This is a genomic window from Pseudaquabacterium rugosum (assembly GCF_038066575.1).
GTDB lineage: Bacteria > Pseudomonadota > Gammaproteobacteria > Burkholderiales > Burkholderiaceae_C > Pseudaquabacterium > Pseudaquabacterium rugosum.
This window is the reverse complement of sequence record NZ_JBBUTF010000017.1, coordinates 1-25,455: the sequence shown is the minus strand read 5'-3', so window position 1 is coordinate 25,455 and position 25,455 is coordinate 1. Positions and strand designations below refer to the sequence as shown.

General features: G+C 73.3%; 19 protein-coding genes and 1 pseudogene. 4 read left to right on the top strand and 16 right to left on the bottom strand.

Translation table 11 applies throughout. From position 1 onward, the window contains the following. Positions 1-20: 20 nt before the first annotated feature. Positions 21-908 (top strand): carboxylating nicotinate-nucleotide diphosphorylase, encoded by an 888-nt coding sequence (gene nadC / locus AACH11_RS17765; RefSeq protein ID WP_341375594.1) that lies wholly within the window; start codon positions 21-23, stop codon positions 906-908. Between the two features lie 22 nt (positions 909-930). Here the strand turns inward: nadC and AACH11_RS17760 are convergent, their stop codons facing one another. After that, complete coding sequence (locus AACH11_RS17760; RefSeq protein WP_341375719.1) at positions 931-1,716, bottom strand: response regulator; 786 nt, start codon at positions 1,714-1,716, stop codon at positions 931-933. Positions 1,717-2,016: 300 nt separating this feature from the next. Then, positions 2,017-2,940, bottom strand: a complete 924-nt coding sequence (locus tag AACH11_RS17755; RefSeq protein WP_341375593.1) for a BON domain-containing protein — start codon at positions 2,938-2,940, stop codon at positions 2,017-2,019. A gap of 254 nt (positions 2,941-3,194) precedes the next feature. Between AACH11_RS17755 and AACH11_RS17750 the strand changes: the two genes are divergently transcribed. Continuing rightward, complete coding sequence (locus AACH11_RS17750; RefSeq protein ID WP_341375592.1) at positions 3,195-5,726, top strand: ATP-binding protein; 2,532 nt, start codon at positions 3,195-3,197, stop codon at positions 5,724-5,726. A gap of 60 nt (positions 5,727-5,786) precedes the next feature. On the opposite strand, the gene nadB is transcribed toward AACH11_RS17750, so the two are convergent. The 14 genes and pseudogenes from nadB to scpA all read right to left on the bottom strand — a co-directional run bounded on the left by nadB (position 5,787) and on the right by scpA (position 24,187). Continuing rightward, positions 5,787-7,547 carry an L-aspartate oxidase gene (gene nadB / locus AACH11_RS17745; protein WP_341375591.1) on the bottom strand — a complete coding sequence of 587 codons (1,761 nt, stop codon included), beginning with the start codon at positions 7,545-7,547 and terminating at the stop codon, positions 5,787-5,789. Between the two features lie 43 nt (positions 7,548-7,590). Beyond that, positions 7,591-8,448: a pantoate--beta-alanine ligase gene (gene panC / locus AACH11_RS17740; RefSeq protein WP_341375590.1), complete on the bottom strand. Its 858-nt coding sequence runs from the start codon at positions 8,446-8,448 to the stop codon at positions 7,591-7,593. A 57-nt stretch (positions 8,449-8,505) separates the two neighbouring features. Beyond that, complete coding sequence (panB, locus tag AACH11_RS17735) at positions 8,506-9,321, bottom strand: 3-methyl-2-oxobutanoate hydroxymethyltransferase (RefSeq protein WP_341375589.1); 816 nt, start codon at positions 9,319-9,321, stop codon at positions 8,506-8,508. A gap of 106 nt (positions 9,322-9,427) precedes the next feature. Further along, positions 9,428-10,870: a cytochrome P450 gene (locus AACH11_RS17730; RefSeq protein ID WP_341375588.1), complete on the bottom strand. Its 1,443-nt coding sequence runs from the start codon at positions 10,868-10,870 to the stop codon at positions 9,428-9,430. Then, the gene (gene bioD / locus AACH11_RS17725) at positions 10,867-11,754 is read right to left on the bottom strand and encodes a dethiobiotin synthase (RefSeq protein ID WP_341375587.1); all 888 of its coding nucleotides are present in this window, start codon (positions 11,752-11,754) and stop codon (positions 10,867-10,869) included. Before bioD ends, AACH11_RS17730 begins: the two co-directional genes overlap by 4 nt. Positions 11,755-11,852: 98 nt before the next feature. Next, positions 11,853-13,121, bottom strand: a pseudogene (locus tag AACH11_RS17720) (aminotransferase class I/II-fold pyridoxal phosphate-dependent enzyme); the annotation flags it as partial. Beyond that, entirely contained in the window at positions 13,087-14,604 is a 1,518-nt protein-coding gene (gene bioA / locus AACH11_RS17715) for an adenosylmethionine--8-amino-7-oxononanoate transaminase (protein ID WP_341375586.1), read from the bottom strand. The pseudogene AACH11_RS17720 and the gene bioA, both read right to left, overlap by 35 nt. A 54-nt stretch (positions 14,605-14,658) precedes the next feature. Next, entirely contained in the window at positions 14,659-15,120 is a 462-nt protein-coding gene (locus AACH11_RS17710) for a VOC family protein (protein WP_341375585.1), read from the bottom strand. Between the two features lie 47 nt (positions 15,121-15,167). Then, positions 15,168-16,244 carry a biotin synthase BioB gene (gene bioB, locus AACH11_RS17705; protein WP_423228772.1) on the bottom strand — a complete coding sequence of 359 codons (1,077 nt, stop codon included), beginning with the start codon at positions 16,242-16,244 and terminating at the stop codon, positions 15,168-15,170. A 13-nt stretch (positions 16,245-16,257) separates the two neighbouring features. Beyond that, positions 16,258-18,333 (bottom strand): acetyl-CoA carboxylase biotin carboxylase subunit, encoded by a 2,076-nt coding sequence (locus AACH11_RS17700; protein WP_341375584.1) that lies wholly within the window; start codon positions 18,331-18,333, stop codon positions 16,258-16,260. Positions 18,334-18,467: 134 nt separating this feature from the next. Further along, positions 18,468-20,000 carry an acyl-CoA carboxylase subunit beta gene (locus tag AACH11_RS17695; RefSeq protein ID WP_341375583.1) on the bottom strand — a complete coding sequence of 511 codons (1,533 nt, stop codon included), beginning with the start codon at positions 19,998-20,000 and terminating at the stop codon, positions 18,468-18,470. A 106-nt stretch (positions 20,001-20,106) separates the two neighbouring features. Continuing rightward, on the bottom strand, positions 20,107-21,204 hold the full coding sequence (gene meaB / locus AACH11_RS17690) for a methylmalonyl Co-A mutase-associated GTPase MeaB (RefSeq protein ID WP_341375582.1): 1,098 nt from the start codon (positions 21,202-21,204) through the stop codon (positions 20,107-20,109). Then, positions 21,173-21,706 (bottom strand): GNAT family N-acetyltransferase, encoded by a 534-nt coding sequence (locus tag AACH11_RS17685; protein WP_341375581.1) that lies wholly within the window; start codon positions 21,704-21,706, stop codon positions 21,173-21,175. Before AACH11_RS17685 ends, meaB begins: the two co-directional genes overlap by 32 nt. A 285-nt stretch (positions 21,707-21,991) precedes the next feature. Next, positions 21,992-24,187, bottom strand: coding sequence for a methylmalonyl-CoA mutase (gene scpA, locus AACH11_RS17680; protein ID WP_341375580.1), 2,196 nt, complete (start codon positions 24,185-24,187; stop codon positions 21,992-21,994). Positions 24,188-24,461: 274 nt separating this feature from the next. Between scpA and AACH11_RS17675 the strand changes: the two genes are divergently transcribed. Together AACH11_RS17675 and AACH11_RS17670 are read left to right on the top strand one after the other, a co-directional pair. Further along, complete coding sequence (locus tag AACH11_RS17675; protein ID WP_341375579.1) at positions 24,462-25,133, top strand: GntR family transcriptional regulator; 672 nt, start codon at positions 24,462-24,464, stop codon at positions 25,131-25,133. A 202-nt stretch (positions 25,134-25,335) separates the two neighbouring features. After that, the coding region (locus AACH11_RS17670; RefSeq protein WP_341375717.1) for an ATP-grasp domain-containing protein at positions 25,336-25,455 on the top strand (120 nt) is incomplete at its 3' end.

Here is a 25,455-nt window from a genome sequence, read left to right as displayed (position 1 = left end):
GTGCCGCAGACCTTCCCCCAATGACCGCCTTCGCCTTCGAGAACCCGGGCCACAACGAGACGCTGGAACAGGCCCGCCAGCGCAACATCCGCGAGGCGCTGGCCGAGGACATCGGCCTGTGCGACTGGACCGCCCAGCTGGCCCCGGCCGGCCAGCGCGTGCGTGCCGCGCTGCGCGTGCGCGAGGTCGCCGTGCTGGCCGGCCGCGACTGGTTCGACGGCAGCGTGCGCGCGCTCGATCCATCGGCCCGCCTGCAATGGTCGGTCGCCGAGGGCGCCGAGATGAGCGCCGACACGGTGATCTGCGAGATCGAGGCCGATGGCCGCGCGCTGCTGTCGGCCGAACGCCCGGCGCTGAACTTCCTGCAGATGCTGTCGGCCACGGCCACCCGCACGCGGGCCCATGTGGCGGCCATCGAGGGCGCCTCGCCCAACCCGCGCGGCTGCGCGATCCTGGACACCCGCAAGACCATCCCCGGCCTGCGCCAGGCGCAGAAGTACGCGGTGCGCGTGGGCGGCGGCCAGAACCAGCGCCTGGCGCTGTGGCACGGCATCCTGATCAAGGAAAACCACATCGCCGCGGCCGGCGGCATCCCCCAGGTGCTGGCCGCCGCCCAGGCGCTGGCGGCCGGCGTGCCGGTGCAGATCGAGGTCGAGTCGATCGCGCAGCTGCGCCAGGCGCTGGCGGCCGGCGCCACCAGCGTGCTGCTGGACAACTTCGACTTCGCGATGATGCGCGAGGCGGTGGCGGTCAACGCCGGCCGCGCGCTGCTGGAAGTCTCGGGCGGCGTCACGCTGGCGGTGCTGCGCGAGATCGCCGCCACCGGCGTCGACCGCATCTCGATCGGCGCGCTGACCAAGGACGTCAAGGCCGTCGACTACTCGCTGCGGGTGCTGGGCCCGGTCTGAGCACGGGCCCGGGCCCCGGGCCTCAGTACAGCGTCTCGACCCCGATGTCGAAGCAGTAGCCGGCGCCGCGTTCGGTGACGATCAGCGTCGGATGGAAGGGATCGGGCTCGATCTTGCGGCGCAGGCGCAGCACCTGCACGTCGACCGCGCGGTCATAGACCTCGGCCTGGTGCAGGCGTGAGAGGCCGAGCAGCTGGTCGCGGCTGAGCACGCGCCGCGGCGCGCTGCAGAAGGCCGACAGCAGCGCGAACTCCAGATTGCCCAGCTCGATGCGCCGGCCATCGGCCGCATGCAGACGCCGCGTGCGCAGGTTCAGCTCCCAGCCGGAGAAGCGGTAGGCGCGCGGGCCCTCGTCCAGCGGGGCGGCGCCCGGCCGCGCGGCGGCGGCGGCCTGCGACGTGACCTGGTAGCGCCGCAGCACCGCGCGGATGCGCGCCAGCAGCTCGCGGTTGCTGAAGGGCTTGGTGACGTAGTCGTCGGCGCCCAGCTCCAGGCCCATCACCCGGTCGGCCTCCTCGGCCTTGCCGGTCAGCATGACGATGGGCACCTGCGGCGCGCGCTCGCGCAGCGCGCGGCCCAGCATCAGGCCGTCCTCGCCGGGCAGGCGGCGGTCCAGCAGCACGAGGTCGATCGCCTCGGCATCGAAGGCCGCGTGCATGGCCGCGCCGTCGGCCACCGCGGTCACGCGCAGCTCGTTGGCGCCGAGGTAGTCGGTCAGGAGCGCGCGCAGGCCGGGATCGTCGTCGACCACCAGCACGTGCGGCCAGGTCGGATCGCCGGCGGGCGAGCCGACGCCGCCCGTGGCCACGGCGGTCGCCGGAGCCACGGAGACAGCCACGGCATCGACCGCGGGGTGGGAGGGACCATCGGCAGGACGGTCGGCGGAGGCATCGGCGGGGACAGACACGGCGGGCGGCAACGGAGCAGGCGGCATGGCCGGCGCGCACGCACGGGCGCGGCGCCAGGATGACGACGGGCCCGACCGGCGATCCGGTCGGGCCCGTCATGCCCGCACACTGTAGCCGCCCCGGCCGGCAGCCCCGGCCGATGCGGGGGCTTGTCCGGCGTGGCAGGGCCACGGGCCCGCGGACCCGTGGCCACAGCGCGCTCAGCGCGCGTCGCTGGACCAGCTGTGCAGACGGGTGCTCACCGCCTGCACGCCGGGCACCGCGGCCGCGGTGCGGCCGGCCAGCTGCACGTCATCGGCATAGGCCACCCAGCCGCCGAGCTGCACCTGGCCCTGGCGCACGGCCACCGTCAGCGAGGACGCGTTCTCCTGGAACGGCGCCGTGCGGGCCAGGGCCGCGCGCACCTCGGCGCCCAGCGCCAGGTCGGCCGGGCTGCTGGCGACGATGGCCGGGGCCGGCGGCGCCACCGGCGTCAGCGGACGGGCGATGGCCTGGCTGCCGGTCGACCACAGGTGGACATCGGCATCGACCGCCTGCACGCCCGGCACCTGGGCGGCGGCCTCGATCGCGGCGGCCTCGACATCGGCGTTCGGCAGCCAGCCGTTCAGCTGGACGACGCCCTGATCGGCGCTGACCCACACGTCGGTCGCACCGCTGGCCACGGCCAGGTTGTGGCGCAGGGCGTGGGCGACGCGGTGGGCGGTGGCGCCGTCCGGCGTGCCGGCCACGGCCTGGGCGACACGGATGCGCGGCGCCAGCTCGGCGTCGACCGGTGCGGCGGCGGCCCGCACGCCGGTCTCGGTCGACCAGACACGCGGCTGGCCGACGGCGCGGTCGACGCCCGGCGTGGCGGCGGCGATGCGCTGGGCCAGCACCACGTCCTGCGGCTGGGCGACCCAGCCGGCGAGGCGGACCTCGCCGCCCTGCACGCTGATGCGCAGGTCGGTGGCGGCGGCGTTCAGCGCCGGGGCGGCCTGCAGCACGCCGGCCACGCGCTCGGCCAGCACCACGTCATCGGTCTGGGCGACGGTGACGGCGGCCTGTGCGGCCCCCAGGCCACCGATCAGGGCGGCGGCCACGGCCGACAGACGCAGGAAACGGGTGTTCAGGGAAGGGGTACGCATGATCAGGTCCTTTCGAGTCGTCGTTGCCTGTCGCTGTGGCATCCGGTGGAGGCCCTGCAGTGCAGGTCGATGGATGGATGTTCGGGGCCCGGGGTTACCCCAGGGCTGCACCGGCGGCGGCCCAGGTTTCATCCGCAACACGGACACGCGACGGGGCGGCCTCTCACGTACGCTCGGGCCGCCCGGAAGCGCCGCAGCCGGTCCACCCGGCCATCCGGCCCCGCCCTGCCCTGCCCTGCCCCGTCCCCGATCCGATGCCGCCGTCCGCCTCCTCCCCATCCGCCGCCCCGGATCCGACGCCCCCCGCACCGCCCGCCGCGACCGGCACCGCCACCGCCCGGCCGACACCGGACCGCGTGGCCACGCCCTGGCGCGACCGCGGCTTCCGCCGGGTACTGGCGATCGCGCTGGGCGCCGGCGCGGTGGTCGCGGCCGCGCTGTGGGGCCTGCGCATGCAGACGCTGGACCAGGAATGGCGCCTGCTGCGTGCGATGGTGGCCGCCCAGGCCGGCCAGGCCGATGCCTCGCTGACCACCGTCGTCAGCCTGCTGCGCAGCACCGCCGGCGAGCTGCGTCGCGGCACGCTGAAGCCAGGGTCCGACGACGCCCGCCGCCTGCTGCAGGCGCGGCTGGGCGCGCAGCCGGCGCTGCGCGGCTTCTGGCTGCTCGATGCCCAGGGCCGGGTGCTGACGCATGCCGTGCGCGACGGCGTGCAACTGCCCGAACGGCCGCCTGCGGCCTGGCTGCAGGGCCCCGAGCGGCTCGACGACGAGGGGCGCCCCCTGGTGGCCATCGCCACGCCGGCCGCCGCCCCGGGTGACGCGCCGCCGCTGCTCGGCCTGCGCCTGCCCTGGCGGCCGGAAGCCGTCGGCCCCCGGGAGGACGCCGGCCCGGCCGGCGGCACGCTGCTGGTGGTGGCCGACGCCCGGCTGCTGGACGGCGCCTTCACCCGCAGCCGGCCCGACAGCGACGTCACGCTCGGCATCTACCGCGAGGATGCCGCGCTGCTGTCCGACGGCCAGGGCAGCGGCCGCCGCTCCGGCGACGAGGGGGGCGACCACACCCTGCTGTCGACCGATCAGGTGCAGCTGCTGCAGCGCCTGTGCGATGCCGGCGGCCCCGGCGCCCAGACCGCCGAGCTGCAGCGCCACGGCGGCCCGAGCCGGCTGCTGGTGGCCCAGCGGCTGGAGCAGCATCCGCTGCTGGTCGTGGTCAGCCGGGAGCGTTCACAGGTGCTGGAGGCCTGGCGCCGGCTGGCCACCGGCATCGGGCTGTTCGCGCTGCTGGCGCTCGGCGCCAGCGTCTGGATGGCCTGGCGCCAGGCCGGTGAGGCGATCCGCCGCCGCGCCAGCGAGGCCGCGCTGGCGGCCGAGCAGGCACGCCAGCAGCGCGCCGGCAAGCTGGAGGCCCTGGGCACGCTGGCCGGCGGCGTCGCGCACGACTTCAACAACATCCTGGCGGTGGTCATCGGCCATGCCGAGCTGGCGCGCGATGCGGCGCCGGCCGGCTCGGCCCAGGCGCGCTGGCTCGACCAGATCCTGCAGGCCGGCGCCCGCGGCCGCGCCATCGTCGAGCGCATCCTGGCCTTCAGCCGCGGGGGCGCCGGCGCACCGGCGCGCCGCTTCGCGCTGCAGACGGTGGCCGCGCAGGTGCTGCCGCTGCAGCGCACGACCTGGCCGGCCAGCGTGCAGGTGCACACCGTGCTGCAGGCGCCACAGGCCGAGCTGCTGGGTGACCCCGCCTGGACCGCCGAGGCGCTGACCAATCTGTGCCAGAACGCCGTGCAGGCCATGCCCGGCGGCGGCACGCTGACGGTGGCGCTGCACCTGCGCCCGGTCGAGCGCGCGCTGACCATCGGCGACCGCCAGCTGGCGCCGGGCCCGCACGTCGAGCTCAGCGTGTCCGACACCGGCTGCGGCATGAGCGAGGCGGTGCAGGCCCGCATCTTCGAGCCCTTCTTCACCACCAAGGGCCCGCGCCAGGGCACGGGCCTGGGGCTGGCCGTGGTCCATGGCTGGGTCGAGGCGATGGGCGGCGCGATCCGGGTCGACAGCGCACCGGGCCGCGGCACCCGCTTCGTGCTGCTGCTGCCCTGCCGGCTGGCCGACGGCGCGGCGGCGACGGACCTGGACGCACCAGCGCCGGCCGCGGCGGCGCCGGCACCGTCATCGCCGCCAGCAACGGGCACGACGGGCACGACGGGCACGACGGTCGCGACGGATGCGACGGGCACGACAGGCGCCACGCGGGCATCGGCCGCGCCGTACGCACCGGCCACGGTCGCCGGCACACCGCCGCCCGGTGACCACCGCCGCACGGACGACGACGAGGACAGCCCGCGGCTGCGCGCGGCCGCCGGTCTGCCGCAGGGCGAAGGCCAGTGCATCCTGGTCGTCGACGACGAACCGGCGCTGGTCGAGATGACCGAGGAGCTGCTGGCCGGCCTCGGCTACGAGGCCTACGGCCTGAGCGATCCGGTCGAGGCGCTGACGCGGCTGCGTGCGGACCCGCAGCGCTTCGACCTGGTGCTGACCGACGAGCTGATGCCCGAGCTGTGCGGCACCGCGCTGGCCGCCGAGGTGCGGGCGCTGCGACCGGATCTGCCGGTGCTGATGGCCAGTGGCTGGGGCGGCGCGCAGCTCAACGAGCGCGCCTGCGGCGCCGGCGTGTGCCGGGTGCTGGCCAAGCCGCTGGATCTGGCGACGCTGGCGCAGGCGGTGCATGCCGCGCTGCGGCCGCAGGGGGACGCCGCCGGGACGGCACCGCAGCCACGCGCAGGCGGCTGAACCCGCTGTCCCGGTCATGGACGACGCGCAGGGCCCTGGCCGGCCCGCGCGCCCCGGACCTCAACCGCCGGCCTGGCGGCGGCCCGACAGCACGGTGGGCAGGGCCACCGGATGGGTCTGCGGCCAGTCGCGGCTGCAGTGCAGGCCGCGGCTCTCGCGGCGCTGCAGCGCGCTGCGCACGACCAGCTCGGCGCAGTCGACCAGATTGCGCAGCTCCAGCATCTCGCGCGTGACGTGGAAGCTGGCGTAGTACTCGTCGATCTCGTGGCGCAGCAGCGCGATGCGGGCCTGGGCCCGCTGCAGCCGCCGCGTGCTGCGCACGATGCCGACGTAGTTCCACATCAGCAGGCGCAGCTCGTCCCAGTTGTGGCTGACGACGACCTGCTCGTCGGCATCGGCGACCTGGCTGTCGTCCCAGGCTGGCAGGGCCGGCACGGCCGGTGCCACGTCGGCCAGCAGGTGCTCGGCACAGGCGCGGCCGGTGACCACGCATTCCAGCAGGCTGTTGCTGGCCAGACGGTTGGCGCCGTGCAGGCCGGTGCAGGCGGCCTCGCCGACCGCGTACAGGCCCTGCAGATCCGTGCGACCGGCCAGGTCGGCGACGATGCCGCCGCAGGTGTAGTGCGCCGCCGGCACGACGGGGATCGGCTGCCGCGCGATGTCGATGCCCAGCGCCAGGCAACGGGCATGGATGGTCGGGAAGTGCTCTTTCAGGAAGGCTTCGCCGAGATGGGTGGCATCGAGATAGACGCACTCGACGCCGTGGCGCTTCATCTCGGCGTCGATCGCGCGGGCGACGATGTCGCGCGGCGCCAGCTCGGCCCGGGCGTCGTGCTCGGGCATGAAGCGGTGGCCGCGCGGATCGGCGTCCGGGCCGCCCACGCCCTGCGGCAGGCGCAGCACGCCGCCCTCGCCGCGCAAGGCCTCGGTGATCAGGAAGCGGCGGTCCAGCGGGTGGTACAGGCAGGTCGGGTGGAACTGGATGAACTCCATGTTCGCCACCCGGCAGCCGGCGCGCCAGGCCATCGCGATGCCGTCGCCGGTCGAGGTGTCGGGATTGCTGGTGTAGCGGTAGACCTTGCCGACACCGCCGGTGGCCAGCACCACGGCGCTGGCCGGCTGGGCCTGCACCTGGCCGGTGGCCACGTCCAGCACGTAGACGCCCCAGACCCGGCCGCCGCCGATGGACGGCGACAGCGTGCGGCCCTGGGCATCGCTGTCGGCCAGCGAGCCGCGGCCCAGCGCCAGGTGGCGGTCGGTGATCAGGTCGACCGCCATCGCCTCGGTGCGCACCTGGATGCGCGGATGGTCGAGCACGCGGCGCAGCAGCGCGGCGTGGATGGCCGCGCCGGTGGCGTCGGCCGCGTGGGCGATGCGGCGCACGCCGTGGCCGCCCTCGCGCGTCAGGTGCAGGCCCAGCGGACCGCCGGCCTCGGGCGTGAAGGGCACGCCCTGCTGCTGCAGCCAGGCCACGGCCTGGGCGCTGGCCGCCGAGATGCCACGCGCGGCGGCCTCGTCGACCAGACCGGCGCCGGCCTCCATCGTGTCCTGCACATGGGCCTCGATGCTGTCGTCGGCGCCCAGCACGCCGACGATGCCGCCCTGGGCCCAGGCGGTGGCCGCCTCTTCCAGTGGCCGCTTGGCCAGCACGACGACCGGACGCTGGTCGGCCAGGTGCAGCGCGGTGGTCAGCCCGGCCAGGCCGGCACCGACGATGACCACCGGCCGGTCCGTGGCCGTCCGCAAGGCGGCCGTCTCGGACTGCGGATCGGCGCGGCGGGCGCCACGGGCGGAGGAGGACGGAGCGCGGGAGGACGTCATGGCACGGCGGGAGGCCGTCAACGGGCAAGGTCGGCGGACGGGGTCAGGGACGGTCGAGTTCGAGATTGTCGATCAGCCGGGTGCGTCCGAGCCGCGCCGCGGCCAGCACCACCCGTGCATCACCGTCCTGCGGGACTGCCAGATCGCGCTGGCGGCGGATGGCCACATAGTCCGGCGCCCAGCCCCGGGCGCGCAGCGTGGCCATCGCCTGCTGTTCCAGCGCGGCCAGCCGCGCGGCGTCGGCCTGCGGCGCCTCGGCCAGGGCCTGGGCAATGCGGCGCAGCTCGGCCTGCAGCGCCGGCGCCTCGGCCCGCTCCATCGGACTGAGGTAGCCGTTGCGCGAGGACAGCGCCAGGCCGTCGACATCGCGCGCGGTCTCGCCGGCCAGGATCTCCACGCCGAGCGACAGCTGGCGCGTCATGTGGCGGATCACCATCAGCTGCTGGTAGTCCTTCTTGCCGAAGACCGCCAGCTGCGGGCGCACGGCGCCGAACAGCTTGGTCACCACGGTGCACACGCCGGTGAAGAAGCCGGGGCGGAACGCGCCTTCGAGCACGCCGGCCAGCGCGGCCGGCGGCTGCACCAGCACGTCCTGCGGCTCGGGGTAGAGCTCGGTCTCGTCGGGCGCGTAGACTAGGTCGCAACCGGCCTCGGCCAGCAGCTCGCAGTCACGCTGCAGCGTGCGCGGATAGCTGTCGAAGTCCTCGTGCGGCGCGAACTGCAGGCGGTTGACGAAGATGCTGGCGACCACCGGCGCGCCACGGGCCGCGGCGGCCTCACGGGCCTGGCGCACCAGCGCGAGATGGCCGGTGTGCAGATTGCCCATGGTCGGCACGAAGGCCGGTGGCGGTCGGCCGGACAGCGCGCTGCGCAGTTCCGCGGTACGGTGAAGGACGTCCATGATGAGGATCTTCGGGTGGGGGCGGGATCGGCGGCGTGTCTGCCAGCGTCGCCGACGTCAATAACCGTGGACTTCGGGATCCGGGAAGCTGCCGTCGCGCACCGCCTGCCCGTAGCGGCGCACCGCCTCGGCGATGCCGCCACCGGCGGCGGCGGCATCGGCCATGAAGTCCCGCACGAAACGGGCCGGATGCGGGTTCAGGCCCAGCAGATCGTGCAGCACCAGCACCTGACCAGCGGTGTCAGGCCCGGCACCGATGCCGATCAGCGGCACCGGCACGTCGGCGGCCAGCTGGCGGCTCAGCGCGGTGGGCACCAGCTCGATGACGATCATCGCCACGCCGGCCTCGGCCAGCGCCAGCGCGTCGGCGCGCAGGCGGGCGGCGCCGTCCTCGTCGCGGCCCTGCACGCGCCAGCCGCCCAGCGCATGCACCGATTGCGGCGTCAGGCCCAGATGGCCGCAGACCGGGATGCCGCGTTCGACCAGTGCGCGCACCAGCGGCACCACCCAGGCCCCGCCCTCGACCTTGACCATCTGCGCGCCGGCACGCATCAGCGCCACCGCGCTGGCGATGCCCTGCTCCAGGCTGTCGTGGTAGCTGCCGAAGGGCATGTCGGCGATCAGGAAGGCGCTGGTGCGCGCCGTGGCCACGCAGCGCGTGTGATAGGCCATCTCGTCGAGCGTGACCGGCAGCGTGGTCTCGCGGCCCTGCAGCACGTTGCCGAGCGAATCACCGACCAGCAGCAGGTCCACGCCGGCCGCGTCCAGCACGCGGGCGAAGGTGGCGTCGTAGCAGGTCAGCATCACCAGCTTCTCGCCGGCCGCGGCCATCGCGCGCAACCGGGGCAGGGTCAGGGGCTTTCGAGCATTCATCGTGCGTGGCGGGCCGGGCCGTGGCCGCAGGCCCCGGGGGGACGACTCGGGGGGACGAACTGTAGCAGCGGGTCCGGCGCGCTGCCCGGGACGGCCGGGGGAAACATCACCGGGCGGCGGGCTGCCGACCGGAGGCGCTGGACGCGCTGGGCGGCCCGGGCAGCGCCCCGGACATCACGCCCGGCAGCCAGACCGGCAGCCGCGACAGGCCGCGGTAGAGCGGGCCGTCGATCCAGGCCGGGCCGTCGTGCAGGGCACGGTCGGCCGCGCCCGCCACGGCCGGCGCGGGTACCCCCGCCGCATCGGCGGGCCGGTCATGCGGATCGTGCCGGCCGGGCCGGTGCGACGCCCCGGCCGGCCCCGCCACGCGCGGCGCCTGCGGCCAGCGCTGCAGCAGCACGCGCAGCACGGTCTCGGCCTCGATCTGCGTCAGCGCCGCCCCCAGGCAGACATGGGCACCGCTGCCGAAGGCCAGCGCCCAGCCGCTGCCGCGCTGCGGTCGCCAGTCCAGCGGCGCGTCGAACTGCCGCGGATCGCGCAGCGCCGACGACAGCAGCACCAGCAGCGGCTGGCCGCGGCGCAGGCGCTGGCCGTCCCATTCGAAGTCGCAGGCCACGCGCCGGGCCGTGTAGCGCACCGGGCAGTCGCGGCGCAGCGCCTCGCGCACGACGGCGGCCAGCGCGGCGCGGCCGGTGGCGGGGCCGTCGGCCGCCACGGCGCGGCCCAGCGCCTGCCAGCGCGCGGGATCCCGCCACAGCGTCAGCAGCAAGGAGCCCAGCAGGTGGCGCGTGGTCTCGTAGCCGGCGAACAGCAGCATGACCAGCTGGGCCAGCAGCTCCTGGCGGTCGTGCAGACGGCCGTCGTCGAGCGCGGCCTGCAGGCGCCCGGGCAGGCTGTCGGGCCGCTCGCGGGCGACACGCTCCAGCGGCTCGACCATCGCCAGCAGCGCACGCTGCGCCCGCAGCGCCAGCGCGCGCGACGGCTCGGGCGCGGCCAGGAACTGCGCCAGCTCCTCCGACCAGGCGAGGAACTCGGGGCCGTCACAGTCGCAGCCCACCAGCCCCAGACAGCGGCCGATCACGCGCGCCGGCAGCGGGCGCGTCAGCGTGGCCACCAGGTCGACGGGCGGATCCGCGTCGCCACCGGCCGGCAGCGCATCGAGCAGCGCCTGCACATCGGCCTCGATGCCGGCGGCCAGCGCCTGCAGCGCGGCCGGCGCGAAGGCCGGCGCCAGCAGCGCGCGCAGGCGGCCGTGGTCAGGCGCATCGACGAACAGCAGCGCACGCGCCATCAGCCCCTGCAGGCCGCGCAGCTGCTGGCGCGCGGCGTCGTCGCTCATCACCCAGGCGCCGGTGCGGCGCACCGACAGGCGCGGATCGCGCAGCGCGGCCTGGGCCTGCGCGTGGCGGGTGACGACCCAGGCGCCGCCGAAGAACTCGGGCCGCCAGACCAGCGCGCCCTCCTCCCGCCAGGCCTCGAAGGTCTGGCCCCAGGCATCGCCGCGGGCCAGCAGGCGGTCGTCGGTCCAGGGCTCGCGCGGGGCGTTCATGCGGCGGGGGCGGCCGCGGCCGCGTCCACGGCGGGGGCGGCAACCGGCACCCCGTCCCCCGACCAGACCGCGCCGCGCAGGGCCGCCTGCAGCGCCGCGGCATCGATGGCCGCCGCCGCGCGCACCGGGGCCTCGGGCGTGGCGTCATGCGGCAGCAGGCCCCAGCAGGCGGCGCCGAAACGGCGCTGCAGCCAGTGGCCGAGCGTGGCGACATTGGCCGCCTCGTGCGCCATGGGCTCGGCCAGCGGCCGGTTGGCGACCCAGCCGGCCAGGCGCAGGCCACGGGCGGTGATCGCCTCGGCCGTCAGCAGCGCATGGCTCAGGCAGCCCAGCCGCAGGCCGACCACCAGCACCACCGGCAGGCCGAGGGCTGCGGCCAGATCGGCGGTGTCCCAGGCCGGGGCATCGTCATCGGACAGCGGCACGACGAAGCCGCCGACGCCTTCGACCAGCAGCGCACGCGGCGCGGCGGAACCGCCGGCCGCCATCGCCTGCCAGGCCCGTCCGATGCCGGCCATCACCCGCTGCGGCGTGATGCGCTCGCCCACCAGGCGCGCCGCCACATGCGGCGCACAGGGCTCCGGCCAGCCGCAGGGCCCGACCAGGGCCGGATCGCGCAGCGCCTGGCCGTGGGCGGCCAGCAGCGCGACGTCCTCGTTGATGCCGTGGCCACCACCGGGCAAGGGCGGCAGGCCGGCGGCCAGCGGCTTCAGCCCGCCGGCCTGCCAGCCGGCGGCCGCCAGCGCGCGCAGCAGCGTGGCCGTCACGTGGCTCTTGCCGACACCCGTGTCGGTGCCGGTGATGAACAGGCCGTGCAGGGGCGCGGGCGCAGACGCAGGTCCGGGCGCGGCGGTGGCCGGGGAAGGCGAGCGGGGATTCAGCACGGTGACGGACCGCAGGCGGTGGACGGAACGGGGACGTCGAGGGGCTCGACCGGATCAACCGGGTCGATCGGATCGCGAGGCTCGACCGACGCCGACGCCTGCGCCGCCAGCACATCGAGGGCCGCCAGCAGGCGCGCGACATCGGCCTCGCCATGGGCGGCGCTCAGCGAGATGCGCAGCCGCGCCGTGCCCTCGGGCACCGTCGGCGGCCGGATGGCCGGCACCCACAGCCCCTGCGCCCGCAGCGCGGCCGCCAGCGACAGGGCCTGCAGATTGCCGCCGACGATCAGCGGCTGGATCGCGGTGCGGCTGTCGACCAGCTGCCAGCCGGTGTGCGGATGGCGCGCCAGCAGCGCCTGCAGGCCGGCGCGCAGCTGCGCGATGCGCGCCGCCAGCGCCGCCCGGCGCGCATCGCCCTCGGGCCCGGCGATGCGCTGCAGGCTGCCGAGCGTGGCATGGGCCAGTGCGGGCGAGCCGGCGGTGCTGTAGATGTGCGGCCGCGCGGTCTGGTGCAGCCAGCGCGCGATCGTCGGCTCGGCGGCGACGAAGGCGCCGGAGGTGCCGAGGGCCTTGCCCAGCGTGCCCATCAGGATCAGGCGCGGGCTGCACAGCCCGGCCTCGGCCAGGCTGCCGCGGCCCTGCGGACCGAGCACGCCCAGGCCGTGGGCATCGTCGACCACCAGCCAGGCGTCATGGGCCTCGGCCAGCGCCAGCAGGCCGGCCAGCGGCGCCAGATCGCCGTCCATGCTGAAGACCGCATCGGTGACGATCAGGCGCGGCGCCAGCGGCGCGCTGGCCTGCGCCTCGGCCAGCAGCGCCTGCACCCGGGACAGATCGTTGTGCGGATAACGCCGCACCTGCGCCCGCGCCAGCTGCGCGCCATCGATCAGCGAGGCATGGTTGAGCCTGTCGGTCAGCAGCACCGTCTCGCGCAGGTCGCCGAGGGCGGCCATCAGCGCCACGTTGGCCTGGAAGCCGCTCGGAAACAGCAGCACCTGCGCCTGCGGGATCACCGGCTGCAGCCATTGCGCCAGCGCGTGCTCCAGCGCCGCATGGGCGCTGCGCTGGCCGCAGACCATCGGCGAGGCGCCCGCACCCACGCCGTGCAGGCGTGCGCCCTCGGCCAGCGCCTCGGCCAGCTGCGCATCGCCGGCCAGGCCGAGGTAGTCGTTGCTGGCGAAGGCCAGGTGGTCGGCGGGCGGGCGGGCCGCGCCTTCAGGGGATGCGCGGCCTTCGGGGCCTGCGGCGGCATCCACCGGCCCCGTCGCGATGCGGGTGTGGTCGCGCCCGGCGACGACCGGCGGGCAACGCGTCAGGCCGGCGGCCTCACGCTCACGCAACCGGTGGTTCAGGAGTTCGATCAGCATGGTCGGGGCTCGCGGCGCCGCGCGGTGCGGCCAGGACATCGGAAGCAGGAGGAGACGCCGCTGCAGCGCCCGGGACACGGGCCGCGGCCGTGGCCGCCAGCACGTCCTGCACGGTGGCCTGCACGCGGCCGGCCAGCTCGTGCGCCAGCGCCTCATCCAGCAGGTAAGGCGGCATCAGGTAGACGGTGCCGCCGATCGGGCGGATCAGCAGCCCGTGCCGACGGCCGGCCAGGTGCATGCGCTCGGCGAAGCGCTCGCCGGCCGCCGCCGGTGCGATGTCCATCGCCCAGATCTGGCCGAGCTGGCGCACGTGGGCCGCGCGGCCGTCGGCCACCCACGGCGCGGCCACCTCGGCCATCGCCGCGCCCAGCCAGCCGGCGCGCCGCGCGTTGTCGGCCAGCAGCGGCGTGTCGGCGAAGCGCCGCAGCACCTCGCGCGCGGCCGCGCAGGCCAGCGGATTGCCGGTGTACGAGTGCGAGTGCAGGAAGCCGCGCGCGATGTCGTCGGGCGACCAGAAGGCGCGATGGATGTCGTCGGTGGTCAGCACCAGCGACAGCGGCACCCAGCCCCCGCTGATGCCCTTGGACAGGCAGATGAAGTCGGGCCAGATCGGCGGCAGGCCCGGCTGCGCCCCTGCGTGCGCATGCTCGAACGCGAAGAACGGGCCGGTGCGGCCGCAACCCACCGCGATCTCGTCGGCGATCAGGTGCACCTCGTAGGCATCGCACAGCGCGCGCACGCCGCGCAGGAAGGCCGCGTCGTGCATGGCCATGCCGGCCGCGCACTGCACCATGGGCTCCAGGATGACGGCGGCGACGGCATCGGCCTCGCGCACCAGCACGGCCTGCAGGTCGTCGAGCGCGCGCTGGGCAACGTCGGCCGCGCTCTCGCCGGGCGCGGCCTGGCGCGCGTCGGGCGACATCACGGCCTGCGAGCGCAGCAGCAGCGGGTCGTAGGCATCGCGGAAGACCTGCACGTCGGTCACGTGCAGCGCGCCCAGCGTCTCGCCGTGGTAGCCCTGGCGCAGGCTGACGAAGCCGCGCTTGGCCACCCGGCCGCGGTTGCGCCAGGCGTGGAAGCTCATCTTCAGCGCGATCTCGATGGCCGAGGCCCCGTCGCTGGCGAAGAAGACATGGCCGAGCGCACCTCCGGTGCGCGCCGACAGCGCCTCGGCCAGTTCGACCGCCGGCGCGTGGGTGCAGCCGGCCAGCAGCGTGTGCGGCAGGGTGTGCAGCTGCGCGCCGATGGCCGCGCGCAGGCCGGCATCGCTGTGGCCGAACAGGTTGACCCACCAGCTGCTGAAACTGTCGAAATGGGCGGCCCCGTCGGCGTCGTACAGCCAGGGGCCGTCACCGCGGACGATGGCCAGCGGCGGCACGGCATCGAGCCGGGCCATCTGCGTGCACGGGTGCCAGACGGCGGTGCGGCTGCGCGCGGCCCAGTCGGCGGCCGTGCCCGCGGGCGCGGAACTGTGGGAACTCATCGGGCGATTGTCTCCGGCGGCCGCGGGCTGCCACGGCAGGCCGCTGCGGGCCGTTCAGCCCAGCGCCGCGATGACGTCCTCAGGGGCCTGCACCAGCTCGATCAGCACCCCCTCGCCACCGAGCGGGAACTGCTCGTTGCCCTTGGGATGGATGAAGCAGATGTCGTGGCCGGCCGCGCCCTTGCGGATGCCGCCCGGCGCGAAGCGCACGCCGTGGGCCGTCATCCACTCGACGGCCAGCGGCAGGTCGTCGACCCACAGGCCGACATGGTTCAGCGGCGTGGTGTGCACCGCAGGCTTGCGGTCAGGATCCAGCGGCTGCATCAGGTCGACCTCGACTGCATGCGGGCCCTCGCCCAGCGCACAGATGTCCTCGTCGACGTTCTCGCGTTCGCTGACGAAGGTGGACTTGACGCTCAGGCCCAGCATGTCGACCCACAGCGCCTTCAGGCGTTGCTTGTCGGCGCCGCCGATGGCGATCTGCTGGAGGCCGAGGATGCGGAAAGGCTTGTTCATGGTGCGGCCGCCGGACGCGGATCCGGCATGTGGAGCCGGCCGGCCGTTCAGGCCGTGCCGGCGGGTTCGGACAGGGGCGCCGGGCCGGAGCCCGGCCGGGCCACCGGCAGGTCCAGACGCGCCATCAGCGCGCGGTCGCCGTCGGCCTCGGGGTTGCCGGTGACCAGCAGCTTGTCGCCGTAGAAGATCGAGTTGGCACCGGCCAGGAAGCACAGCGCCTGGATGCCGTCGCCCAGCTCGCGCCGGCCGGCCGACAGACGCACGCGCGAACGCGGCATCAGGATGCGCGCGGCGGCCACCACGCGCACGACCTCGAACGGGTCGACCGGCTCGGCCCCGGCCAGCGGCGTGCCCTCGACGCGCACCAGCTGGTTGATCGGCACCGATTCCGGCGGCGGGTTCAGGTTGGCCAGCTCGACCAGCAGGCCGGCGCGCTGCTCACGCGTCTCGCCCATGCCGACGATGCCGCCGCAGCACACCGAGATGCCGGCCTCGCGCACGTTGGACAGGGTGTCGAGCCGGTCCTGGTAGGTGCGCGTGCCGATGATCTCGTTGTAGAAGTCGGGCGCGCTGTCGAGGTTGTGGTTGTAGTAGTCGAGACCGGCCTCGCGCAGCGCCCGGGCCTGGTGCTTCTCCAGCATGCCGAGGGTCACGCAGGTCTGCAGGCCCAGGTCCTTCACGCCCTTGACGAGCGCGGCCACCTTCTCGATGTCACGGTCCTTGGGCGCACGCCAGGCCGCGCCCATGCAGAAGCGCGCGGCACCGGCGGCCTGGGCCGTGCGGGCGGCCTCCAGCACGCTGTCGAGCTCCATCAGCTTGCCGGCCTCGACGCCGGTGTCGTGATGGGCGCTCTGCGGGCAGTAGCCGCAGTCCTCCGGGCAGCCGCCGGTCTTGACCGACAGCAGCGAGGCCAGCTCGACATCGCCCTGCGGCCAGTGCTCGGCATGCACGGCCTGCGCACGCGCGACCAGCTGCATGAAGGGCATGGCCATCAGCTCGGCCACCGCCTGCACCGACCAGGGGCCGGCGGCCGGGGCGTGGGCCTGGGGCCGCGGCATCAGGCGCAGCGGCTGCTCGGCAGCGGGGGCGGGAGCGGCAGCGGGACGGGTCAGACAGTCGGACATGCGGGTAACGGCTTCACTCAAACGCGATGATGGGCTGGTCGACCGCCAGGCTTTCGCCTTGGCCGGCGCGGATCTCCTTGACCACGCCATCCTGGGATGCGACCAGGATATTTTCCATCTTCATCGCCTCGATCACCGCGAGGCGCTCACCGGCCAGCACCTTCTGTCCGACGCTGACGGCCACCTGCACCAGCAGACCCGGCATCGGCGAGAGCAGGAACTTGCTCAGATCGGGCGGCGCCTTGTAGGGCATCAGGCGGTGCAGCTCGGCCGCGCGCGGCAGCAGCACCAGCGTGTCGATGGCCGTGCCGCCCTGCGAGACGCGCAACGCCAGCGGCTGGCGCGCCGAGCCGGATTCGATCTGCGCGTGGAAGGGCCGGCCGTTGACGGTGCCGCTCATGCGCAGCTCGCCCAGGCGCGAGTCGCTGGCGATCGCGTAGCGGCGCCCGCCGACCGTCACCGCCAGCGTGCCGGCGGCCGCGTCGAACTCGCCCAGCGACACCGGATGATGGACGTGCTCGCCCAGCTTGCCGAGCTGCACGACGACCAGCTCGTTGCGGTGCGCGACCTCATGGCCCGGCAGCTGGCCGCTGATGCCGGCCGCCCGCTCGCGCGCCTTGCGCCGCACGAAGGCGGCCAGCGCGACCAGGAACAGGGGATCCTCATGCGGCACGTCAGCCGCATCGAAGCCCTGGCCGTAGTGCTCGGCGATGAAGCCGGTGTTGAAGGCGCCGCTGACGAACATCGGATGCGCGAGCAGCGCGGCCTGGAAGGGGATGTTCGAGCTGATGCCGCGGATCACGAAGGCATCGAGCGCCGCGCGCATCTTCGCGATCGCCTCGGCACGGTCACGGCCGTGCACGATCAGCTTGGCGATCATCGAGTCGTAGAACATCGGGATCTCGCCGCCCTCGGCCACGCCGGTGTCCACCCGCACGCCGCCGAAGCGGCCGTCGGCATAGGCCTCGCCCTGCAGCGTGGGCACGCCCTGCGCCAGATCGGCGGCCGGCGGCTGGTACTTCACCAGCCGGCCGGTGGACGGCAGGAAGTTGCGGAACGGGTCTTCCGCGTTGATGCGGCACTCGATCGCCCAGCCCTGGCGCGGGATCTGCGCCTGCGTGAAGCCCAGCTTCTCGCCGGCGGCCACGCGGATCATCTGCTCGACCAGATCGAGCCCGGTGATGCACTCGGTGACCGGGTGCTCGACCTGCAGCCGCGTGTTCATCTCCAGGAAGTAGAAGTCCTGGTCCTTGCCGACGACGAACTCCACCGTGCCGGCCGACTGGTACTTCACCGCCTGGGCCAGCGCCACCGCCTGCTCGCCCATCGCCTGGCGGGTGGCGTCGCTGATGAAGGGGCTCGGCGCCTCCTCGATCACCTTCTGGTGGCGGCGCTGGATCGAGCATTCGCGCTCGTGCAGGTAGACCACGTTGCCGTGGGCGTCGCCCAGGATCTGGATCTCGATGTGGCGCGGCTGCTCGACGAACTTCTCGATGAAGACGCGGTCGTCACCGAAGCTGTTGCGCGCCTCGTTGCGGCAGGAGGCGAAGCCCTCGAAGGCCTCCTTGTCGTTGAAGGCCACGCGCAGGCCCTTGCCGCCACCGCCGGCACTCGCCTTGATCATCACCGGGTAGCCGATGTCGCGTGCGATCTCGACCGCGCGCTCCGGCGATTCGATGGCGTCGTTCCAGCCCGGGATGGTGCTGACCTTGGCCTCGTTGGCCAGCTTCTTCGAGGCGATCTTGTCGCCCATGGCCGCGATGCTGTGGTGCTTGGGGCCGATGAAGACGATGCCTTCGGCCTCGCAGCGGCGGGCGAAGTCCTCGTTCTCGGACAGGAAGCCGTAGCCCGGGTGCAGCGCCTCGGCGCCGGTGGCCTTGGCGGCGGCGATGATCTTGTCGGCGACCAGATAACTCTCACGGCTGGGGGCCGGGCCCAGCAGCACGGCCTCGTCGGCCAGCGCGACATGGCGCGCATCCTTGTCGGCCTCCGAATACACCGCCACGGTGGCGATGCCCATCTTCTTGGCGGTGGCGATGACCCGGCAGGCGATCTCGCCCCGGTTCGCGATCAGGATCTTCTTGAACATGTCTCTTCGTCCTCGGCGCGCCAACGCGCCATCGAAGGGGAATTCAACCGAGCAGTCGCCGTGGAACCGGCTCCGCCGGGCCACTGGCGACGCCCCCTTGAGGGGGAGCGGCCTGGGCCGCTACGGGGGTGGGCTCACAACGGAATGTTGCCGTGCTTGCGCCAGGGGTTGTCGAGCTTCTTGTCCTTGAGCATCACCAGCGAGCGGCAGATGCGCTTGCGCGTCTCGTGCGGCTGGATCACGTCGTCGATGAAGCCGCGCGCGCCGGCCACGAAGGGGTTGGCGAAGCGGGCCTTGTACTCGGCCTCCCTGGCGGCCAGCTTGGCCGGATCACCCTTGTCCTCGCGGAAGATGATCTCGACCGCGCCCTTGGCCCCCATCACCGCGATCTCGGCGTTGGGCCAGGCGAAGTTGACGTCGCCGCGCAGGTGCTTGGAGCTCATCACGTCATAGGCGCCGCCATAGGCCTTGCGGGTGATGACGGTGATCTTGGGCACCGTGCACTCGGCATACGCGTACAGCAGCTTGGCGCCGTGCTTGATGATGCCGCCGTACTCCTGCGCGGTGCCGGGCATGAAGCCGGGCACGTCGACGAAGGTGATCACCGGGATGTTGAAGGCATCGCAGAAACGCACGAAGCGCGCGGCCTTGATCGAGCTCTTGATGTCCAGGCAGCCGGCCAGCACCAGCGGGTTGTTGGCGACGATGCCCACCGAGCGGCCTTCCATGCGCGCCATGCCGATGACGATGTTGGCCGCGTAGTCGGGCTGCAGCTCGAAGAAGTCGCCGTCGTCGACCACCTTGACGATCAGCTCCTTGATGTCATAGGGCTTGTTCGGGTTCTCCGGCACCAGCGTGTCCAGCGAGCGGTCCAGGCGCGCGGCCGGATCGCCCGAGGGCCGCACCGGCGGCTGATCGCGGTTGTTCAGCGGCAGGTAGTTGAAGAAGCGGCGCAGCATCAGCAGCGCCTCGACGTCGTTCTCGAAGGCCCGGTCGGCCACGCCGCTCTTGCTGGTGTGGGTGGAGGCGCCGCCGAGCTCCTCGGCGGTGACCTCCTCGTGCGTCACCGTCTTCACCACCTCGGGACCGGTGACGAACATGTAGCTGGAGTCCTTCACCATGAAGATGAAGTCGGTCATCGACGGCGAGTAGACCGCGCCGCCGGCGCACGGGCCCATGATCATCGAGATCTGCGGCACCACGCCCGAGGCCATCACGTTGCGCTGGAACACCTCGGCATAGCCGCCGAGCGACGCGACGCCTTCCTGGATGCGGGCACCGCCCGAGTCGTTCAGGCCGATGACCGGCGCACCGACCTTCATCGCCTGGTCCATCACCTTGCAGATCTTCTCGGCATGGGCCTCGGACAGCGCGCCACCGAAGACGGTGAAGTCCTGGCTGAAGGCGAAGGCGAGCCGCCCGTTGATCATGCCGTAGCCGGTGACCACGCCGTCGCCGGGGATCTTGGTGTCGGGCATGCCGAAGTCGGCACAGCGGTGCTCGACGAACATGTCCCACTCTTCGAAGGTGCCCTCGTCGAACAGCAGCTCCAGCCGCTCGCGGGCGGTCAGCTTGCCCTTGCTGTGCTGCGCGTCGATGCGCTTCTGGCCACCGCCCAGACGCGCCTTGGCGCGCTTGTCTTCGAGCTGCTGAAGGATGTCTTGCATGATCGGATCGGCTCCTGAGGATGAGCGTTCGGGTCGTCGTTCGTCGTCGGGATCCGCGGCAGGGCCCTCACCACCGCGGATCCGCTGGAAGGCGGCTGTGCGTCGTTCAGCCGTAGAGATCGAGCAGGCGGCGCGCGGCCACCGAGGCCGCCATGCGGCCTTCGCGCACCGCGCGGGCGTGGTCGGGCAGCGCGTCGCGCACCGCGGCCTGCGCCCGGAAGCGCTGCTTGAGGCCGGCGTCGATGCGTTCCCACATCCACGCCAGATCCTGCTGCTGGCGTCGGGCGGCGAGCTGGCCGTTGGCCCGCTGCGTCTGCTGGAAGCGGCGGACGACGGACCAGAAGTCCGTCAGCCCAGCCCCCTTGAGCGCGGACAGCTGCAGCACCTGGGGCTGCCACAGCGCGTCGAGCGGCGGCGTGGCCGTCGTGTCCTCGTCGCCGCGGTCGGGCGCGCGGGCCCGGCCGTGCAGGCCGATCAGGCGCAGCGCGCTGGTGATGTGGGCGCGGGCGCGGGTGGCGGCCGCCTCGTCGAGGTCGGCCTTGTTGATGACCACCAGGTCGGCCAGCTCCATCACGCCCTTCTTGATCGCCTGCAGGTCGTCGCCGGCGTTGGGCAGTTGCAGCAGGCAGAACAGGTCGCACATGCCGGCCACCGCGGTCTCGCTCTGGCCCACGCCGACCGTCTCGACCAGCACGATGTCGTGGCCGGCGGCCTCGCACACCAGCAGCGACTCGCGGGTCTTCTCGGCCACGCCGCCCAGCGTGCCGCTGGACGGGCTGGGCCGGATGTAGGCCTGGGGGTGGACCGACAGCTGCTCCATGCGGGTCTTGTCGCCCAGGATGGAGCCGCCGGAGACGGTCGAGGACGGGTCGACGGCCAGCACCGCGACCCGGTGGCCCAGGCCGCACAGATACAGGCCGAGGGCCTCGATGAAGGTGGACTTGCCGACGCCGGGCACGCCGCTGATGCCCAGGCGCAGGCTGCGGCCGGCGTGCGGCAGCAGCGCGTCGAGCAGCGCGTCGGCGCGCAGCCGGTGGTCGGCGCGCGTGCTCTCCAGCAGCGTGATGGTCTTGGCCACCGCGCGCCGCTGGGCCGGGCCCGGCGGGCCCAGCACGGCATCGCGCAAGGCGGCCTCGGCGGCCGGCAGCGGCGGGTGGACGACCGCGGCGGGATCAGCCGCCGGCAGCGCTCCGGCGCGGTTCATCGTCCGCCTCCGCAGCGGCGACCGGCGCCGCCAGCGCCCGTGGCGGCCGCCGGTAATGCAGGTCCCAGCCATCGTCGTGCCGCAGCTCGAAGCCGTGGCGACGCCAGAACTGGTCGGCCTCGCTGAGCTTGAGCGCCGAGACCTCGACGGGCAGCCCGTGCGCATCGGCCTCGGCCAGCACCTGGCGCATCACCCAGGCCCCGATGCCCATGCGCTGGGCGGACGGAGCGATGTAGAGATGGTCGAGCACCAGATGCCCGTCCTTGGGCAGCACCACGACCAGCCCCACCCGCTCGCCGGCACAGACGATGTGGCGCGTATGCGACGGCTCGAAGGCCCGGCTGAGCCGCTCGCGCGCGCGCTGCGGGTCGTAGCTGCCCAGCCGCTGCAGGCTTTCGCTCATCGCGGCGAGCCGCAGCGACAGCAGTGCCTCGAAGTCGTCGTCGCAGGCCGGCTGCAGGCTGAGGTCGGGCGGCGGGGGCAGATCGTGGCGTGCGGACATCGCGTGGGCGGACTGGCTGGACTGACGACGGGAACGGCAGCTCCGCCGCGACCACCGCCGCGTCGGCGCAGGTCCCATTCTCGTCGCGTGTCACCCCTGCCGGGGCATGGGCCACGACGGGAGAGGGTAAAGACGGAGTCAGCCGAGTGTGCATGATCGTCCGGCCACCCCGGCCGGCGGACCACCGGCGGGTGCCGGCGGCCACGCGGACCGTGGGGGCCCTGGGTGGGCAATGTCGTGAAGCGTCCGGGGACAAGCGCTGCGCCAGGCCGTGCAGATCGGGCGTCAGGCCGGCCGGGCCGGCGGGGCGACGACGGCCGCGTCGGTCAGGCCCTGGGCCTGGCGGATCTGCTCCAGCACGTCCTTGGCGCTGGCCGGAATCGGCGTGCCCGGGCCGTAGACGCCCTTGACGCCGGCCTCGAACAGGAAGCCGTAGTCCTGCTGCGGGATCACGCCGCCGACGAAGACGATGATGTCGTCGGCGCCCTGGCGCCGGAGCTCGGCGATGATGGCCGGCACCAGGGTCTTGTGGCCGGCGGCCAGGGTCGACACGCCCACCGCGTGCACGTCGTTCTCGATCGCCTGTCGCGCGCATTCCTCGGGCGTCTGGAACAGCGGGCCCATGTCGACGTCGAAGCCCAGATCGGCGAAGGCCGTGGCCACCACCTTGGCGCCGCGGTCATGGCCGTCCTGGCCCAGCTTGGCGATCATCACCCGAGGCCGACGGCCGGCGGCCTCGGCGAAGGCGGCGATCTCGGCCTGCAGCCTGGACCAGCCCTCGGCACTGTCATAGGCGGCGGCGTACACACCGGTCACCTTCTGGATGTCGGCGCGGTGGCGGCCGTAGACCGCCTCCAGCGCGTCGCTGACCTCGCCCACCGTGGCCCGCAGGCGGATGGCCTGGATGCTCAGGTCCAGCAGATTGCCCTGGCCGGACGTCGCCGCCTCGGTCAGCGCGGTGAGTGCGGCCCGCACCTGGCCGGCATCGCGCGTGGCCTTGATGCGCTGCAGGCGCTCGATCTGGGCCTCGCGCACCCGGACGTTGTCGACCTCCAGGATCTCCACCGGATCCTCCTTGGCCAGCTTGTACTTGTTGACGCCGACGATCACGTCCTTGCCGCTGTCGATGCGGGCCTGCTTCTCGGCCGCGCTGGCCTCGATCTTGAGCTTGGCCCAGCCCGAATCCACGGCCTGGGTCATGCCGCCCATGGCCTCGACCTCCTCGATGATGGCCCAGGCCTGGTCGGCCATCTGCTGGGTCAGCGTCTCCATCATGTAGCTGCCGGCCCAGGGGTCGACCACGTTCGTGATGTGGGTCTCTTCCTGGATGATCAGCTGGGTGTTGCGGGCGATGCGGGCGCTGAACTCGGTGGGCAGGGCGATCGCCTCATCCAGCGAGTTGGTGTGCAGGCTCTGCGTGCCGCCGAAGACCGCGGCCATGGCCTCGATCGTGGTGCGCACCACGTTGTTGTACGGGTCCTGCTCGGTCAGGCTCCAGCCCGAGGTCTGGCAGTGGGTGCGCAGCATCAGGCTCTTCGGGTTCTTCGCGTCGAAGCCCTTCATGATCCGGCACCACAGCAGGCGCGCGGCCCGCATCTTGGCGATCTCCAGATAGAAGTTCATCCCGATCGCCCAGAAGAAGCTCAGGCGACCGGCGAAGGCGTCGACGTCCAGGCCCTTGGCGATCGCCGTCTTCACGTACTCCTTGCCGTCGGCCAGCGTGAAGGCCAGCTCGAGGGCCTGGTTGGCGCCCGCTTCCTGCATGTGATAGCCGGAGATGCTGATCGAGTTGAACTTCGGCATCTTCTGCGCCGTGTACTCGATGATGTCGCCGATGATCTTCATCGACGGCGCCGGCGGGTAGATGTAGGTGTTGCGGACCATGAACTCCTTGAGGATGTCGTTCTGGATGGTCCCGCTGAGCTGCTCCTGGCGGACGCCCTGCTCCTCGGCCGCGACGACATAACCGGCCAGCACCGGCAACACCGCGCCGTTCATCGTCATCGACACGCTGACCTTGTCCAGCGGGATGCCGTCGAACAGGATCTTCATGTCCTCGACCGAGTCGATGGCCACGCCGGCCTTGCCGACGTCGCCGGTCACGCGCGGATGGTCCGAGTCATAGCCGCGGTGGGTGGCCAGGTCGAAGGCCACGCTGACGCCCTGCCCGCCGGCGGCCAGCGCCTTGCGGTAGAAGGCGTTGGACTCCTCGGCGGTCGAGAAGCCGGCGTACTGGCGGATGGTCCAGGGCCGCACCGCGTACATCGTGGCCTGGGGGCCGCGGATGAAGGGCTCGAAGCCCGGCAGCGTGTCGGCGTGGGGCAGGCCCGCGGTGTCGGCCGCGGTGTACAGCGGCTTGACCGTGAGGCCCTCGGGCGTCACCCAGTCCAGCGCCCGCAGGTCGCCGCCGGGGGCAGACTTGGCGGCGGCCTTGGCCCATTGCTCGAGGCTGGCCGGGGTGAAGGAATCAGGCTGCGACATCGACGGCTTCCAGGGGGAGACGAGGAGAGGAGTCCGCGGCACACGCTGCGGGTGGACAGCGGTGCGGCGCGGTCGCGGCGCCGGTCACGGAACCGGCACGGCGGCGATTGGAATTCATAATTATGAATAACGGACCTGACGTCAAGCTTGAATCAGGGCCATGCCGGTACGCGGTGGCGGGTCTTCTTCGCCCCCTGCGCTTCGGGCGCCATAATTATGAATTCATGATGCGTGGGTTGCCAAGCCCGTCACCCCGCCCCGAGAACCGCCACCGATGCCCCCGGAGACCTCCGCCACCGACCGCCCGGCCACCGCGCCGAAGCTCACGCCCCGCGCCCTGTACCAGGACGTGGCCGAGCGCCTGCGCGAGCAGATCTTCGCCCGCGAGCTGGAGCCCGGCAGCTGGATCGACGAGCAGAAGATCGCCGCCGACTACGGCATCAGCCGCACCCCGCTGCGCGAGGCGCTGAAGGTGCTGGCCGTCGAGGGCCTGGTGACGATGAAGCTGCGCCGCGGCGCCTACGTCACCGAGATGTCGCGCACCGACGTCGAGCAGGTCTACCACCTGATGGCGCTGCTGGAGAGCGATGCCGCCGCCCAGGTCGCGCGTCAGGCCGGCGCCGACGAGATCACCGAGCTGCAGGCCCTGCACGCCCGGCTGGAAAGCCAGTCCGGACAGCGCGACGCCTTCTTCGCCACCAACGAGCAGTTCCACCTGCGCCTGCTGGAGATCGCCGGCAACCGCTGGGCGCTGCAGTTCGTGCAGGACCTGCGCAAGGTGATGAAGCTCAACCGCCACCTGTCGCTGTTCAAGCAGGGCCGGCTGGCCGACGCACTGGCCGAGCACCGCGCGGTGATGGCGGCCATCGCCGCACGTGACGCGGCCGGTGCCGCCGAGCACATGCGCCGCCACTTCGAGAACGGCCTGGCCGCGACGACTCAGTGAAAACCCTCTCCCACGGATCGATGCACGGCCGCGACCACCGCGGCTGACGTTCAGCCCTCGGTCAGCCACGCCCCTTACCTTGCGCGCCGGATGCGCGACGCGGACACCCGGCGCGCCCGCCCGGCCCGTGCACCCACCGGCCGCGACGCCCCCATCCGGCCCCGCGCCACCTCCCCTCGTCATCCCACTGAAGGAGCCTCCCTTGAAGATCCACGAGTACCAGGGCAAAGAGATCCTGCGCCAGTTCAACGTGCCCGTGCCGCGCGGCATTCCCGCGTTCACCGTGCAAGAGGCCGTCGAGGCGGCGCAGAAGCTGGGCGGC